Origin of the sequence: Rossellomorea vietnamensis (genome assembly GCF_008180415.1) — a bacterium.
GTDB classification, from domain to species: Bacteria; Bacillota; Bacilli; order Bacillales; family Bacillaceae_B; genus Rossellomorea; species Rossellomorea vietnamensis_C.
The window spans coordinates 668,598-683,662 of record NZ_VTEI01000002.1; the positions used below are offsets into that span (position 1 = coordinate 668,598).

Genomic DNA, 15,065 nt, shown 5'->3' on the forward strand with positions numbered 1-15,065 from the left:
CTCTCCTTTCCCTGACTCCAACTTAATGGCTGCTGACTGTTCTTCTTTCAATCCTTTTTTCCTGCTCTGCCTGGATGATGCGCTTCACATAGATGCTTGGAGTATGAATTTCATTTGGATTAAGATCGCCCGTTTCCACCAGCTCTTCCACTTCGGCGATTGTCACTTTTCCAGCCGCTGCAATCATAGGGTTGAAGTTTCTTGCTGTTTTGTTATAAATCAGATTTCCCATTTTATCGCCTTTCCAGGCACGGACGAGACTGAAGTCAGCTGTATACGCTTCCTCTAATAAGTACTTTTTTCCGTTGAATGTACGGGTTTCTTTTCCTTCTGCAATTGGTGTGCCGACTCCTGTAGGGGTATAGAATGCCGGGATTCCCGCACCGCCTGCCCTGATTTTTTCGGCCAGTGTTCCTTGAGGCACCAATTCTACCTCAATTTCCCCTGAAAGCACCTGTCTTTCAAACTCTTTATTTTCACCCACATAGGATCCGATCATCTTCTTGATCTGCTTGTTGCGCAAGAGCAAGCCAAGTCCCCAATCATCCACTCCACAGTTGTTGGAAATGACCGTTAAGTCTTTTACACCTTTCTCAACAAGGGCAAGAATCAGGTTTTCCGGGATTCCGCACAGCCCAAATCCGCCGACCATTAATGTGGCTCCATCTTTGATATCTTCAATCGCGTCATTAAAAGAAGTATATACTTGTTTCATCAAGGTTCCTCCTTCGTTTTATGGTTAAAATTTTTCTACTATTGTGGCTACACCTTGTCCGCCGCCGATGCAAAGTGTCGCGAGCCCCCTCTTCGCATTTCTGCGGCCCATTTCATGGATAAGAGTCACAAGGATGCGTGTCCCGCTTGCACCGATCGGGTGGCCAAGGGCAATCGCCCCTCCGTTCACATTCAGCTTTTCTTTATCAAATTGAAGTTCACGGTCGACAGCAAGAGATTGGGCAGCAAAGGCTTCATTGGCTTCTATCAAGTCCATATCTGTCAGGGACAAGCTCGATTTCTCTAAAACATTCTTCACAGCAGATACTGGTCCTATGCCCATAACTGCCGGATCAACCGCAGCATTTGCATTTGCTTTGATTGTCACAAGCGGAGTGATTCCCAGCTGGTCCGCCTTCTCTTTTGACATCACGACAACAGCAGCTGCTCCATCATTGATGCCAGATGCGTTTCCTGCCGTGACACTTCCTTCTTTTTTAAATGCCGCCCTTAAACCTGACAATTTCTCCGCTGTCGAGCTCTTACGCGGAAATTCATCGGTTTTGAAAATAACGGGCTCCCCTTTTCTTTGAGGAATTTCGACAGGGACAATTTCGCTGTCAAATTTACCGGCTTCCATTGCGGCCGCTGCTTTTTCCTGGCTCCAGGCTGCGAATTCGTCCTGCTCTTCTCTTTTAATGGAATAGCGGTCGCAAAGGTTCTCTGCCGTCATACCCATATGATAGTCATTGAACGCACACCATAAGCCGTCCGAAATCATGCTGTCGACCACTTTTCCGTCGCCCATTCTATAGCCGTTCCTTGCATTTGGAAGCAAATAAGGTGCCTGGCTCATATTTTCCATTCCGCCGGCAACAATTATGTCTGCATCACCAGCGATAATTGCCTGTGCAGCTAAATGGACCGTTTTCAGCCCCGATCCGCATACTTTGTTAATGGTCATCGCAGGAACCGTTTCCGGCATCCCTGCTTTAAGCGCCGCCTGCCTTGCCGGGTTCTGCCCGAGACCTGCCTGCAGCACATTCCCCATGATGACTTCATCTACATCATTCATCGATACTCCTGCTTTTTCCAATGCATCCTTGATCACTATCGCTCCCAGCTCCGGTGCCGGGATATCCTTTAAAGATCCGTTGAAGCTGCCTATAGCCGTACGGACCGCACTCACGATTACTACTTCTTTCATGTTCTTGTTCCTCCTTATGCAGAACTTGCAAGAAAACAGGGCAAGCTGCCTCTCTTTTTTACATCTACTTATAATGTTTTCTATGTAAGCGCTTAAATTCCTTTTAATTCGTCAAAATATTTATAGTTGCTTTTTAAATCTGAATTTTTCTACAATGTAGATAGAACTTATCTTTGGATGGAGGAATTTCAATGGACTTACCGAAAAAAGTTACAATGATAGAAGTCGGCCCGCGGGACGGACTGCAAAACGAAAAAAACTTTGTTCCCACAGACATTAAAATACAGTTTATCCGTGCTCTCAAAGAGGCGGGCTTGAAGGAAATGGAACTCACTTCATTTGTGTCGCCCAAGTGGGTGCCGCAGATGAAAGATGCCGGTGAGATAGTGGAAGCCTGCTTGGACAGCGAACGGGACATGGTGCTTGCCCCGAACCGGAGAGGAGTCGACCGAGTCCTTGAAACCCAAGGAAAAGCCGTGGCCGTTTTTGTCGGAGTCAGCAACAGCTTCAACAAGAAGAACATCAACAAAACAACAACCGAAAGCCTTGAAGAACTGAAACCGATTGTTGCTGAACTCAAAGAAAAAGGCTATTTTGTCCGCGCCTGCATCTCTACCTCATTCTATTGCCCATATGAAGGAAAAATTCCTCCACAGGAAACTCTTCAACTGTGCAGGGAATTCGCTGATATGGGGGTGGATGAACTGAGTGTTGCGGACACTATCGGCATGGCCAATCCGAAAGAGTCCTACGAGCTTTTCTCTTTACTTAAGAAAACGCTGCCGGATGTTTTGATGACAGCTCATTTTCACGATACACGTAAAATGGCACTTGCAAATATCCTTGCATCCCTTCAGGCCGGAGTTGATCGATTTGACACTTCTGCCGGCGGACTTGGAGGCTGTCCATTCGCCCCCGGCGCCTCAGGCAACGCGGCTACGGAGGACGTTGTCTTTATGCTTAAACAAATGGGGATCGACACAGGCGTCGACCTTGACAGGCTTGTTGCCGCGGTGAATATTGTGGCACCTCACCTTTCCCGCAGCATCGACACCGGCTACTACAAGCTGCAAACTGCCGGTCAATAATCTGAATAGCTCCCACTCCCTTGAGCATCCTAATCCTATATCCTATTAGGAAAGGAAGACAAACATGAGCCAAAAGCGCGAAAAGGGATACAGCCAAAAAGGGAAACCGAATGCTGATACAGTTCAGAATGTGATTTCTAAAGAAGAGCTGGAAAAAGCGGTTCATCCTACAAACCGCCAGAACTCAAAGCAGTGATGAGAGATTTTTATGGCCGGTCCGTATGTTTTGCGGACCGGCTTTTTTTGTTGGGATGGAGTGTTTGTTGTTGGAAGACGGTGGGATTGGTGGTACGGTCTGGGGGACATCTTGTTGAATTTTTTTGCTTTTGATGCCTCTCGCTTTTCCTCCGAGGGACATCAAATCATGTTTTTTCTCTTTTGATGTACTTCGCTTCCCGTCCGAGCAACATCAGATTGCGTTTTTTCTCTTTTGATGTACCTCGCTTCTGATCCGAGGAACATCATAATGTATTGTTTCTTTTTTAATGTACTTCGCTTCCTGCCGTTAATGACCCATTTCCCCGGCTAAGAAAGAGCGTTTTCTATACCTGGTTTACATGAAGTGGTAAAATATAGAGAACTAAATCTTGGAGGCTTTTATCATGAAAAAGTGGATTCCCGCTGTCGGCGGTGCTCTTGCAGCTGCCGCCGGTCTCGGCGTTTATTTAACAAATCAGTTTATGTACTTAAAGAAAAAGGACGAACAGGAGATACTTCACCGTGAAATTTCAGCCGGGCGCTTGAATATGGAGGATTATAATGCACTGCCTAAGGAGGAAGTCAGCATCCCTTCTCCCTTTGGCTACACAATTAAGGCGGTTTTTGTGAATCCAAACCCCGGCAATAAATATATGATTTTTTGTCACGGCGTCACTGAGACCAAGCTTAATTCCTTAAAGTATATGAACTTATTTCTTAAAAGGGGCTTCAATGCAGTAGTTTATGATCATCGCCGGCATGGGGAGTCAGGCGGCAAAACTTCGAGTTATGGTTTCTATGAGAAGCACGACCTGCAGGCGGTGGTCCAGGAACTCATTCGGCGTCAAGGTGAGGATGTTTTCTTTGGGATCCACGGAGAATCAATGGGGTCTTCCACCATGCTGCTTTATGCAGGCTCTGTAGAAGACCGGGCTGATTTTTATATCGCGGACTGCCCATATTCCGACTTTGGCGAACAGCTTTCCTACCGTATGACGAAGGAAGTCAGGCTGCCAATCCAGGGGCTTCTCCTTCTACTTGCCGATTTGTTTTTGAAGCTGCGCGAGGGTTATACCCTGAAGGACATCTCACCGAGGTCGGTTGTTGAAAACATAAAAAAGCCCGTGCTTTTTATTCACAGCACCCCTGATGATTTCATTCTTTCTTCCATGACCCAGGAACTATTTGATAAAAAAAGCGGAAGCAAGAAACTATATCTTGCCGAAAATGGACTTCATGCGCAATCCTATAATGAGAATAAGGAAGAGTATGAAAAAGCTATTGATGAATTTTTGGAGGAGGTTTCTGCCCCCACCGGGTTTCTTAACTTATCCTCATAAAAAAGGATGACCCCTTTATTTCAAGGGAGTCATCCTTTTTTAATGAATGATGAAACTCATTCTTCCATTTAATATCTGACTGGGGCTCTTCAACTGAAACGTATTAGCGGAAGAGGAAAAGTCGATTTTCAAATCCTTGTCGTAAAAGACTGTTTTTGATTTCTCGACCAGTACCGGCATTGCTTCTGTACTGATTTCGATATCATCCCAGCCCTTTTGAGTGACGTATTCTAAAACAGGGATTCCGCTCATGACGCATCCGCAGCCTTCTGTTTCATACTTTATTTTCAAATAGCCTTTTTGACCGCCTATTTTTGTCTTCAAAACCTCTTGTGCTTCATTGGTTATTGTGATGTCCATCTGTAAACCTCCTTGACGTTATGCCTGTGGCGTTAGTTTACCATATGACTTGGCTGTTTTTCATTTTTAGGGATTATGAAGTATAAGGCCTTTTTAAACTGGCTCATCTATTATTTCCACTCTTGGATATTTCAAAAGCCGCTATATAGGATCACAGAAATTGTTGCATTTTTCCAACCTTCCACTTACTATCAAGGTGGGGACTCTTTGTAACAAACAGAAAGGATGATTTTTATGACAAAAGTGCAAATCAAAGTGAATGACAATGGATCTTTAAAAGTAACAGGTGACGTTGAGCTTGTGGACGCAGAAGGCAATGTTTTTCCGACAAAAAACGTATTTTCTCTTTGCCGCTGCGGACTTTCAACGAGAATGCCTTTCTGTGATGCATCTCATAAAGGCAAGTTTGAATCATGTGTACGCGCAGAAAAAGTACTGGATGATAAATAAGTTTTCCATGAGCCTGAGAAAGGGATTCCTCCTTTATATCAGGCTTTTTTTGTGATTATTCTTCTGTAAAATGAATGTCGGCAATGTCATTGATTGACAGGTAATATTTCTTTTCGAAGCGGTCAAGGACATGAAGCTTTCCCTTCAATCCGTCGTAATAATGAATGCGGCCGATCAGTAATTCATGGCGCCGGCCGGCATAATGGGTAATGGTGACCAGGCGGCTGAACTCCATGGCTTCCGCTGTGATTTCGTTCAACTCCTCAAGATGCTGCTCATCCACTTTCTTCTGCTGCTCAAAGCTGTCTTCGTGTGCCCAGTCCCTCAGCAGTTTCACATGCTCCGGCAGCATCATGGAGGTCCACTTGATTCTTCCACGGTCGCGGTTCATTTTGATCACCTCTTTCTCTTTCAATTTGGCTATTTCGGCTGACTTCAAAAATTGCAGGTTTCTCTTTCAGGCTAAGGGCGAAGCTAAGAGAAAGTAGGACGGACCTTGACGGCTTGATCCTCACTTTACGCCTTATGCCCTCCCACCAGAGTCGCACGGTGTTTGGCAGTGCCGGCAGCGGTGTAGGAAATGGCCCGCAGCAAAGCACCTGAACCATATTTGTGGCGGATTTGGTCGACGACATATCCGAGCTCCCGTTTCTTCCAGCGGTCTGGCTCAAACAGGCTGACTTGCATACTTTCATCCGGAAAGAGGTTTCCGAGGCTGATGGAGATGCTGCGGACGGTTTTGCCGTTGTAGTTTTCCTTGAAGAGTTGAAGGCAGACTTTATATAAGTCCATGGTGATATTCGTGGGCTCTTCTATCGATCGCGACCGGTTGAATCCTCCGCCAAATTCCTCCTGGCTGTAGCCTATGCTCAAGCTGATGGTCCGCCCTGCCTGCCGGTGATTCCGGGTCCGCCGGGCCACCTCTTCGCATATCTCAAGCATGACGCTTTTGATTTCCTCTTCCTCTTTATAATCGCGCAGAAGAATCTGGCTTTTGCCGAAGCTGACCTGTCCATCCATGATCGGCGCTCCGATTTCAGACAAATCGACTCCCCAGGCATGATAATACAGCTGGTTGCCCATGATGCCGAATTTGCTTTCCAGCTTCTGCAGGTCGAATTTCGCAAGCTGGCCGACATTGAAGATCCCCATGCGGTTCAGGGTTTTCTCAAGCCGCCTGCCGATTCCCCACATTTCACTCAGCGGGGAAACCGGCCATAACTTCTCAGGAACATCTTCATAGGTCCACTCAGCGACTCCATGCTTTTTGGCCTCCAAGTCGAGGCACAGCTTCGACATCAGCATATTCGGGCCGATTCCGATGGCACAGGGAAGCTGGAACTCCCTTTCGATGTCCTGTTTGATTTTCCAGGCGATGGTATGGGCGTCACCCCATAGATGGGAGGTTCCGTCTATTTTCAAAAAACTTTCATCGACACTGTACGTATGGATTGCATCTTTGGGTACATACCGGTGAAACAGACGGGTGATCTCGGTGGAAATGCGGATGTAGGCAGCCATAGCAGGTTCAACTACCAGAATTTTGGGGTCCTTTGGCACTTCGAACAGACGGGAACCGGTTTTGATGCCGAATTCCTTTTTCAATTTGGGGGAAGCAGCCAGGATGACGCTTCCGGGGCGGTCCAATTTTCCCGCCACCGCCAGGTAGCAGTCGGATGGATCAAGCCCCATCATGACAGCCGAGCAGCTTGCATAAAAACTCTTCATATCGATGCATAAAATTTTCTGGTCGGGAAGATCACCATAGTCGACAGTCATTTTCTCCACTCCTTTCCGAAAGGGAACATTCGTTCTATTTTATCTAAAATTGTATACGAATATACGTTCGTTTTCAAATATTATTTGTTGGTACACAGTGAAAATTTTTGAGATTTTGGACAAATAAGGGTAATCAGCAAGGAATGGACAATTGTGGTGAAATCATGAATGCACACTGGAAAAATGGATGTGGCAGTTGCTGTTCGAAGCTGATCCTGCATCGGTCGCCCACGCATTTTTTGGGCCGCTCTCGACCGAAGCTGCCCCCACATCGGTCACCACACGCATTTTTCGGACCGCTCCCGACCGAAGCTGGCCCCACATCGGTCGCCACACGCATTTTTTGGGCCGCTCCCAACCGAAGCTGGCCCCACATCGGTCGCCACACACATTTTTCGGGCCGCTCCCGACCGAAGCTGCCCCCGCATCGGACGCCACACGCATTTTTTGGGCCGCTCCCGACCGAAGCTGCCCCCACATCGGTCGCCACACGCATTTTTCGGACCGCTCCCGACCGAAACTGCCCAAACATCGGTCACCACACGCATTTTTCGGACCGCTCCCGACCGAAGTTGTCCAAACATCGGTCACCCAGCGCAATTTTTGGGCCGCTCCCGACTGAAGCTGCCCCCACATCGGTCACCCCGCGCATTTCTATGCCACTCCCGACCGAAGTGTTCTTTTTACACCGAAATTACCTGTCTGCATGTTTTCTTAATCCGGACACCTTACTGAAAAAGATCCGGACAAATGTTTCAATTCAACGAATTCTATTTTGAAGCCATTGKGGCAGTTCTGTAATTTACTATTTCCTCTGTCAAATCAATAAAAAAACGCACTGTCAATTCAAGTGCGTTTCAGGTGTGTTTTAGATTAGTGTGCACCACTAAGGGAAACCCGGGACCAAATAGTCCTGGGTTCTCATCATTTCTTGAAAAAAGCATTTCTCCCGAGACGCTCGACAACCCCTGGAAACAGGGTATAAAGGACGCTGCCCGCATTCATCCAGCGCGGCAGGTTGATTTCCCTGGTGTTGGTGAGCATCTTATCAACGATCTTTTCGGCAACTGCATCCGGGTCGAGCATGAATCGCTCCACATTTTTGGCATAAGTGCCGGAACGGTCTGCGACATTGAAGAAGTTGGTTGCAATCGGTCCAGGATTGACAGCCGTTACATAGATGTTTGAAGAGGATGCTTCCATGCGCAGGCTGTTTGTGTACCCAAGCACAGCATGCTTTGAGGCGGAGTAGGCACTGGATTTAGGCGTCGCGAGCTTGCCTGCCTGGGAAGCAATGTTGATGATATGCCCTGAATTTCTTTTTTTCATGATCGGCAGCACATGCTTGGTACAGGCAATGAGCCCCAGAACATTCACATCAAACATCCCTTTGATATCTTCAAAGCTTGCTTGGTCGGCTTCGTCAAAAATTCCGTAACCGGCATTGTTGACGAGGACATCTACATTCTCAACCTCCCTGTAAATCGATTGAAAAACAGAGGGAATCGATTCAAACCGGGATACATCGACACTGTGGATGAAGGCTTTCACCTTATACCGGCTCTCAATCGTTTTTTGCAGTTCTTTTAGGCGGTCTTCACTGCGGGCCATCAGCACGACATTTGCTCCGCTTTCCGCTGCTTTGAGTGCGATTTTTTCACCAATTCCGCCGGACGCTCCGGTAATGACTACATTTTTATTTTTTAAACGCTGATTCACGGTTTCACCTTCTTTTTAACAGTAATACAGCAGGACACCATCCCGTTCTTCCCGGGATATCTCATGCCCCGCTTCTAAATAATCGATTTGAGCCTGTGTTTCAGACAACGTCAAACCAAGCTCTTTACGATAAACGGATGGAAAAAGTTTTCGGCAAAGTGAAAAGAGAGACTGCGGATCATTTTTCAACAGCTCTTTCACATGCATTGCCCGGTCATGCTGTTTTTGCAGCCGTTTATGTATAAGAGAATGCACATCGACAACCTCTTCCCCATGCCCTGTATAAGCAAGATTGATATCCACTTGCAAAAGCCCCTGCAGGGATTGATTGTATTGAAGCTGAGGCTTTGGCCGCTCTTCTCCCTCTTTCTCAGGAGGTTCGATCAGCGGATTGGGCGAGATATGAGAGAGAATGTGGTCCCCGGCAATCATCGTGCCGTCCTTCTCGCGCCAAAAAGAAATATGGCTCTGGGCGTGGCCCGGTGTGTCCAATACAGTCCATTCCTTCATACCGGGAATCGAATCCCCTTGCATTATTGTACGAGTCAATCCCCTGTTTCCCATGAACTCAAGGGGAGCCCTGATTTTATGGATGAAGTGCAGGAATTCTTGCGGCAGACCGGACTGCAAAAATAATTTTACATAAAAACGGTCATGCTCTTCCACAAAATCATCGGTCCTCACAAGCCATCTTTCATTGGCGGGGTGGCCGATTATATCGATGTGGTCCGGCATCCAGTCAAGCATCCCGGCGTGATCAGGGTGATGATGAGTCAGGATGACCTGCTCGATGTCTTGTACTGAATACCCTAATTCTGCAAGATTTAACTCCAGGACTTTTCTGGCTTCCGCGGTTTGCGGGCCGACATCAATCAGGCTCAGCGCTTCCCCTTTTACTAGGTAGACATTTACATCCCCGACTGCAAAAGGCGTCGGCAGCACTATTTTTGCTATATCTCCAGCCCAATAGGCATTCATATATTTCACCACTTTTTCTATATTTAAAATGAATGAGTATTCATTCTTTTATTTTACTTCTTTTCTCACTAGATGTCATGAGAAGGATGTAATTTTTTCAAAACAGCAATGGAAATACTAGGATAAACACTGAAAACTGCACGACTAGACACTAATTGCTACAATAGATAAAAACGCAGTGAATTGCAATAGACGAGACTAAAGTACAGGAGAAGTGATGAATGCTTTTAATATTGCTTGCGATCAATTTGATTGGCTGGGCCATCTTATTTACAGATATAGCCTTGGGACTGCGGAAGATCAATTCATTGGAAAAGGCCGAGCCGGATCATGATGGGCCGCTAATTTCCATCATTGTGCCTGCCAGAAATGAAGCCCACACTATCAGGAAAAGCATAGAATCGCAGTTGAAATCTACGTATAAGAGACTTCAGTGGGTCATCGTAAACGACCGCTCAACTGATGAAACGGGTGCAGAAATTGAGAGAATCGCCTCTATGGACAAGAGAATCAAGACGCTTCATTTAACTCAGCTGCCAAAGGGCTGGCTTGGAAAGAACCATGCCCTCTATCAGGGATATCTTCACTCGGAAGGTGAGCTGCTTCTTTTTACAGATGCCGATGTCCATTATGACCCTGACGCTATCTCAAAAGCAGTAAGAGTTCTGCAAACCGAGAATGCCGATCATCTCACGGCAGCTCCTTCCCTGACAGCGAAAGGCTTTTGGCTGCAGTCATTCATCGCCTTCTTTCTGTTTGGGTTTTCTTATTTCAAACGGCCATGGAAAGCTAACGATGAACGGTCTTCCATCGGAATGGGAATAGGCGCTTTCAACCTGATGACCCGGCCGGCCTATGAAACGATTGGTACCCATAAAAGCTTGAAGAACCGGCCGGATGATGATCTGCAGCTCGGCTTCAAAGTCAAAGAACATAAATTAAATCAACGAATGGTGACCGCCATCAGCCTCCTGCGGGTGGAGTGGTACCCTACATTGAAAGCCGCTTTTCAAGGGCTGGAGAAGAATACATTCGCAGGCCTTTATTACCGCTATTCAATGGTGCTCCTGGCCATTTCCGGAGTGTTTTTTTCACAGGTATTCCCTTTCCTGACGCTTCTGTCATCGGATACCACTGTAAGGCTGATGAGCTTGGCGGTGATCCTTTTGATTTTGGGCAGCTACACATCGGTCATCAAAAAAATGACTGACTTTCATCCAGCCTTGTTCCTGGCACTTCCGGTAACCGCCCTCATCTTCATATTCAGTATCATAAGAGCGGTTGTGCTGACCTTTGTCCGAGGAGGCGTAATCTGGCGGGGCACCAAATATTCTTTAGAGGAACTCCGCAGCATGGAGAAGGACTAAGGCAAAATCCTTTTTCGGAAAATTTTCTGCTGATATAATAAGCATGTATTTAGGAAGGCGAAATATCATAAGGCTCTTTTCGTAAACTTTGTTGCTGTCTCGAAAAGAGCCGCTCTTGGGATTTTTCGAAAGCAGCAATTAATGCGAAAAACAGCTTATCAAAAAGGAGCGGATAGCGTGTCAGCCAAATTATTTGAATCATATAAAATCAAAGATCTTACTTTGAAGAACAGAATCGTCATGGCGCCAATGTGCATGTACTCTTCACATAATGAAGATGGAAAAGTGGAGAATTGGCATAAAACCCACTATACGAGCAGGGCGGTAGGCGGCGTCGGACTGATCATTCAGGAAGCAACAGCTGTGACTGCACAGGGGCGGATTTCCCCGCAGGACCTGGGCATCTGGAGCGACGACCATATCGAAGGACTCAGCGAACTCGTATCTCTGATGAAAGAACAGGGCGCCCATACCGGTATCCAGCTGGCCCATGCAGGAAGGAAAGCTGTGATTGAAGGAGACATCATTGCTCCGTCCTCCATCGCATTCAATGAGAAGATGAAAACACCATTAGAAATGAGTAAAGGCGATATTGAAGAAACGGTCACTGCTTTTAAACAAGGAGCAGAAAGAGCCAAGAAAGCCGGATATGACGTAATCGAGATCCACGCAGCACATGGATACTTGATCAACGAGTTCCTCTCTCCTCTTTCCAATAAGCGGAGCGACGAATATGGCGGCTCTGCCGAAAACCGCTACCGCTTCCTGCGCGAAGTGCTCGAAGCGGTCAATGAGGTGTGGAACGGCCCTCTCTTCGTCCGTGTATCAGCAAAAGATTATGCGGAAGGCGGATTGGATGCAGAGGATTATGCCATTTACTCATCATGGATGAAAGAACAGGGAGTCGACCTGATCGATGTCAGCTCCGGGGCAGTCGTACCGGCGAAAATCGATGTCTATCCTGGCTACCAGGTTAAATTCTCCGAAACCATCAGGAGCAAGGCAGAAATTCCGACAGGCGCAGTCGGCCTGATCACATCTGGAATTCAGGCAGAAGAAATCCTTCAAAATGATCGTGCTGATCTTATTCTGCTCGCAAGGGAATTCCTTCGCGACCCGTACTGGCCAAGAACTGCTGCTAAAGAACTTGGAGTCGAAATCGAGCCGCCTAAGCAATATGACAGGGCTTGGTAATATAAAGAGTGCAAACATAGCGTTTGCACTCTTTTTTGTTTGATTTTTGGATGAAGGATGGGCTGTGGAAATCATGTCAATGATTTGCAGCTTAATAGGTGGGATGAATTTTGCAATTTTCTGCTCTGGCGTCTCTCGTCACCTTCCAGAAAAACACCTGAGGCTCTTTTGCCTGCTCTGGTGTCGCTCGACGACTTTTCGAGGGACACCTAGAAGCCTTTTTTTCAACTTTGATGTCCCTCGGCGCCTTCCCGAGGAACATCTGAGACCCTTTTTTCCAGCTTTGGTGTCTCTCGGTGACTTTTCGAGGGACACCTGAGGCCCTCTTTTCATGCTCTGGTGTCGCTCGACGACTTTTCGAGGGACACCTAGAAGCCTTTTTTTCAACTTTGATGTCCCTCGGCGCCTTCCCGAGGGACACCTGAGATCCTTTTTTCCAGCTTTGGTGTCTCTCGGTGACTTTTCGAGGGACACCTGAGGCCCTCTTTTCCAGCTCTAGTATCACTCGTCGACATCTCGAGGGACACCTGAGGCTCTCTTTTCATGCTCTGGTGTCGCTCGGCGCCATCTCGAGGGACACCTAGAAGCCTTCTTTTCGACTTAGGTCTCCCTCATCTACCAAAGACACTAGAGGGTATCCCTCAAACCATCCATAATCTAAGTGAGTTAGAACCTAAAGAGTCAACACTATGTCTATCACTCACTCCAAATCCGCTCGACAGAAGGTTCCCCCTCTTCAAAACTCACATGAAAAACATCCGGATTGGATAGCTTCATAAGCTCATGGTAGCCAAACCGATCATCAAAGTACCTTAGAAGCAGCGTAGTCAGGTTGCCATGGCTGACAACAGCAACATAATCATCATCGCTCTCGAGGATCTCTTCCAGGAACGCGGAAGCTCTCTCATAAGCTGTACGGTTTGACTCGCCTCCTTCTAGTAAATATTCATAGTCCTCAAAACTCTTTTCAAGATGCATCATCCAGTCATCAAGATCGGTGCCGCTCAATATCCTTTCACCCAAGCGGGCATCCTCTATAATAGGAACGCCTCTCTTTTCTGCCAGCGGCTCAATCGTCTTCCGGGCACGTAAAAACGGGCTGCTGTATAAAGCATCAATTTTTCTGCCTTCAAAAAAATCAGCCAGAGAACGGGCCTGTTCCTCACCAAGAGCCGTAAGCTTTGCTTCAGGAGGCTGTCCTTCCGCTTTTGCGTGACGTACAATATATAAGTGTTTCATCTGTAATTCCCCGCTTTCTATCCGATATTAATAAAAAGCTGTTTTCGCATAAATTGTTGCTTTCGGAAAAATCCTAAGATCCGGGTTTTTCCCCGAAAACTAAGAGTTTACTTTCTAATCCAGGGAGAGTAGCTCTTTTCTTTTCGTTATTACAAGATTATTTTTATTATAGTGATCATTTTTTGGGAATTAGCATTAAATAGCAACAAAGTTTACGAAAAGAGCCTAATAAAAATATCCGGCGTGGACAAGCCAGCACCTGATACACTGCCCGCTCACCCGTACAGGATAATCTACTCTTTCGTTATGGACACCTCAAAGAAATCACTTGCTATATAACTTTCAGGAAAGATTTCGCGTGCTTCCTGCTGTAGTTCAGGCCATTCCGCTTCTGTGAACCTCGAGCTGATATGGGTTAAAAACAATTTCTTTGCACCGGCTGACAAAGCGGTTTGAGCTGCCTGCTTGGTTGTGGAATGAAAATAATCATGAGCCATTTTTTCCTGGTCCCCGCTGAAAGTGGCTTCATGAATAAGGGCATCTGCCTCCTCCGCAAGTTTTTCAGCTGCGGTAGAAACCCTGGTGTCACCAAGGACCGTAACCACCCTTCCTTTTACAGGGGGGCCGAGAAAGTCGGTTCCAACTATCACCCTGCCGTCTTCCAAGGTGACTGTCTCACCTTCTTTAAGCTTTTTAAAAATAGGTCCAGGCTTGACTCCCAAATCTTTCAGCTTATCCGCTTGGAGGACGCCCGGCTTGTCTTTTTCTACAATACGGTACCCAAAACAAGGAATCGCATGGTCAAGCAAACGCGCTTCCACAGAAAATAGTTCATCTTCAAAAATGGGCCCTTCTTCTATTTCTTCAATATGTAAAGGATAAAGCAGATGAGTTCCGCTGATGGATAAGGAAACCTGGATGAACTCCCTGATCCCCGGAGGACCATAAACCGTCAATTCGGTTTCTCCTCCTTGAAAGGAGCGGCTCCCCAGCAATCCCGGCAGACCGTAAATATGATCACCATGTAAATGAGTGATGAAGATCTTCTCTATCTTTCTCGGTTTTAACGTTGTATGTAAGATTTGATGCTGCGTCGCTTCTCCGCAGTCGAACAGCCAAACTGCCCCTCTCTCTTCCAAAAGCTTTAAAGCAATAGAGGTCACATTCCTTGATTTGGCAGGCACGCCGGCACCTGTTCCCAAAAAAAGCAAGTCCATTGAAGCTCCCCCTCTCCTGATATTATCCCCTCCATAATAGCACAACCCGGCACACTGCGTGGTATTAAAGCTCCTTTCTCCACAAACCTGATTGAGGGGAAATTCCACACTCTGCACGATCCAAAATAATAAGAACACAATTGGAGACACTATTTAAAGGTACGGATATCTGATACAGCATAACTTAATTCTAAAATAGTATGTCATTAATAAGC

General features: G+C 46.6%; 15 protein-coding genes. 6 read left to right on the plus strand and 9 right to left on the minus strand.

Annotated elements, in window-relative coordinates; translation table 11 throughout:
* Window positions 1-22: 22 nt before the first annotated feature.
* Window positions 23-715: a CoA transferase subunit A gene (locus FZC78_RS05920; RefSeq protein ID WP_148938697.1), complete on the minus strand. Its 693-nt coding sequence runs from the start codon at window positions 713-715 to the stop codon at window positions 23-25.
* A gap of 24 nt (window positions 716-739) precedes the next feature.
* Entirely contained in the window at window positions 740-1,921 is a 1,182-nt protein-coding gene (locus FZC78_RS05925; protein ID WP_148938698.1) for an acetyl-CoA C-acetyltransferase, read from the minus strand.
* A gap of 191 nt (window positions 1,922-2,112) precedes the next feature.
* Between FZC78_RS05925 and FZC78_RS05930 the strand changes: the two genes are divergently transcribed.
* The 3 genes from FZC78_RS05930 to FZC78_RS05935 all read left to right on the plus strand — a co-directional run bounded on the left by FZC78_RS05930 (window position 2,113) and on the right by FZC78_RS05935 (window position 4,547).
* Window positions 2,113-3,009 (plus strand): hydroxymethylglutaryl-CoA lyase, encoded by an 897-nt coding sequence (locus tag FZC78_RS05930; protein WP_187444814.1) that lies wholly within the window; start codon window positions 2,113-2,115, stop codon window positions 3,007-3,009.
* Between the two features lie 64 nt (window positions 3,010-3,073).
* A complete protein-coding gene (locus FZC78_RS24520; protein ID WP_286365472.1) occupies window positions 3,074-3,205 on the plus strand; it encodes a hypothetical protein in 132 nt (43 codons plus the stop codon).
* Window positions 3,206-3,611: 406 nt separating this feature from the next.
* Window positions 3,612-4,547 (plus strand): alpha/beta hydrolase, encoded by a 936-nt coding sequence (locus tag FZC78_RS05935; RefSeq protein WP_148938699.1) that lies wholly within the window; start codon window positions 3,612-3,614, stop codon window positions 4,545-4,547.
* Window positions 4,548-4,586: 39 nt separating this feature from the next.
* On the opposite strand, the gene FZC78_RS05940 is transcribed toward FZC78_RS05935, so the two are convergent.
* On the minus strand, window positions 4,587-4,907 hold the full coding sequence (locus FZC78_RS05940; protein WP_148938700.1) for an iron-sulfur cluster biosynthesis family protein: 321 nt from the start codon (window positions 4,905-4,907) through the stop codon (window positions 4,587-4,589).
* A gap of 234 nt (window positions 4,908-5,141) precedes the next feature.
* Here FZC78_RS05940 and FZC78_RS05945 point away from each other — a divergent pair, with 234 nt between their 5' ends.
* Window positions 5,142-5,357 (plus strand): CDGSH iron-sulfur domain-containing protein, encoded by a 216-nt coding sequence (locus FZC78_RS05945; RefSeq protein ID WP_113930952.1) that lies wholly within the window; start codon window positions 5,142-5,144, stop codon window positions 5,355-5,357.
* A 55-nt stretch (window positions 5,358-5,412) separates the two neighbouring features.
* Here the strand turns inward: FZC78_RS05945 and FZC78_RS05950 are convergent, their stop codons facing one another.
* The 4 genes from FZC78_RS05950 to FZC78_RS05965 all read right to left on the minus strand — a co-directional run bounded on the left by FZC78_RS05950 (window position 5,413) and on the right by FZC78_RS05965 (window position 9,833).
* On the minus strand, window positions 5,413-5,748 hold the full coding sequence (locus FZC78_RS05950; protein ID WP_148938701.1) for a YolD-like family protein: 336 nt from the start codon (window positions 5,746-5,748) through the stop codon (window positions 5,413-5,415).
* Window positions 5,749-5,873: 125 nt separating this feature from the next.
* Window positions 5,874-7,136: a DinB/UmuC family translesion DNA polymerase gene (locus tag FZC78_RS05955; protein WP_148938702.1), complete on the minus strand. Its 1,263-nt coding sequence runs from the start codon at window positions 7,134-7,136 to the stop codon at window positions 5,874-5,876.
* A 924-nt stretch (window positions 7,137-8,060) separates the two neighbouring features.
* Window positions 8,061-8,855 (minus strand): SDR family NAD(P)-dependent oxidoreductase, encoded by a 795-nt coding sequence (locus FZC78_RS05960; RefSeq protein WP_148938703.1) that lies wholly within the window; start codon window positions 8,853-8,855, stop codon window positions 8,061-8,063.
* 15 nt (window positions 8,856-8,870) lie between these two features.
* Complete coding sequence (locus FZC78_RS05965; RefSeq protein ID WP_148938704.1) at window positions 8,871-9,833, minus strand: MBL fold metallo-hydrolase; 963 nt, start codon at window positions 9,831-9,833, stop codon at window positions 8,871-8,873.
* Window positions 9,834-10,054: 221 nt separating this feature from the next.
* On the opposite strand from FZC78_RS05965, the gene FZC78_RS05970 reads away from it, so the two are divergent.
* Both FZC78_RS05970 and namA read left to right on the plus strand, forming a co-directional pair.
* Window positions 10,055-11,200, plus strand: coding sequence for a glycosyltransferase (locus FZC78_RS05970; protein WP_148938705.1), 1,146 nt, complete (start codon window positions 10,055-10,057; stop codon window positions 11,198-11,200).
* Window positions 11,201-11,377: 177 nt separating this feature from the next.
* Complete coding sequence (gene namA, locus FZC78_RS05975) at window positions 11,378-12,394, plus strand: NADPH dehydrogenase NamA (protein WP_148938706.1); 1,017 nt, start codon at window positions 11,378-11,380, stop codon at window positions 12,392-12,394.
* 696 nt (window positions 12,395-13,090) lie between these two features.
* On the opposite strand, the gene FZC78_RS05980 is transcribed toward namA, so the two are convergent.
* Together FZC78_RS05980 and rnz are read right to left on the minus strand one after the other, a co-directional pair.
* Complete coding sequence (locus tag FZC78_RS05980) at window positions 13,091-13,633, minus strand: histidine phosphatase family protein (RefSeq protein WP_148938707.1); 543 nt, start codon at window positions 13,631-13,633, stop codon at window positions 13,091-13,093.
* A 293-nt stretch (window positions 13,634-13,926) separates the two neighbouring features.
* Window positions 13,927-14,850 carry a ribonuclease Z gene (gene rnz, locus FZC78_RS05985; protein ID WP_148938708.1) on the minus strand — a complete coding sequence of 308 codons (924 nt, stop codon included), beginning with the start codon at window positions 14,848-14,850 and terminating at the stop codon, window positions 13,927-13,929.
* Window positions 14,851-15,065 lie beyond the last annotated feature (215 nt).

Bases quoted from the DNA above. Each gene is read 5' to 3' on its own strand.
- FZC78_RS05920 (WP_148938697.1), bottom strand. From the start codon at position 715: ATGAAACAAGTATATACTTCTTTTAATGACGCGATTGAAGATATCAAA.
- FZC78_RS05925 (WP_148938698.1), bottom strand. From the start codon at position 1,921: ATGAAAGAAGTAGTAATCGTGAGTGCGGTCCGTACGGCTATAGGCAGC.
- FZC78_RS05930 (WP_187444814.1), top strand. From the start codon at position 2,113: ATGGACTTACCGAAAAAAGTTACAATGATAGAAGTCGGCCCGCGGGAC.
- FZC78_RS24520 (WP_286365472.1), top strand. From the start codon at position 3,074: ATGAGCCAAAAGCGCGAAAAGGGATACAGCCAAAAAGGGAAACCGAAT.
- FZC78_RS05935 (WP_148938699.1), top strand. From the start codon at position 3,612: ATGAAAAAGTGGATTCCCGCTGTCGGCGGTGCTCTTGCAGCTGCCGCC.
- FZC78_RS05940 (WP_148938700.1), bottom strand. From the start codon at position 4,907: ATGGACATCACAATAACCAATGAAGCACAAGAGGTTTTGAAGACAAAA.
- FZC78_RS05945 (WP_113930952.1), top strand. From the start codon at position 5,142: ATGACAAAAGTGCAAATCAAAGTGAATGACAATGGATCTTTAAAAGTA.
- FZC78_RS05950 (WP_148938701.1), bottom strand. From the start codon at position 5,748: ATGAACCGCGACCGTGGAAGAATCAAGTGGACCTCCATGATGCTGCCG.
- FZC78_RS05955 (WP_148938702.1), bottom strand. From the start codon at position 7,136: ATGACTGTCGACTATGGTGATCTTCCCGACCAGAAAATTTTATGCATC.
- FZC78_RS05965 (WP_148938704.1), bottom strand. From the start codon at position 9,833: ATGAATGCCTATTGGGCTGGAGATATAGCAAAAATAGTGCTGCCGACG.
- FZC78_RS05970 (WP_148938705.1), top strand. From the start codon at position 10,055: ATGCTTTTAATATTGCTTGCGATCAATTTGATTGGCTGGGCCATCTTA.
- FZC78_RS05980 (WP_148938707.1), bottom strand. From the start codon at position 13,633: ATGAAACACTTATATATTGTACGTCACGCAAAAGCGGAAGGACAGCCT.
- rnz (WP_148938708.1), bottom strand. From the start codon at position 14,850: ATGGACTTGCTTTTTTTGGGAACAGGTGCCGGCGTGCCTGCCAAATCA.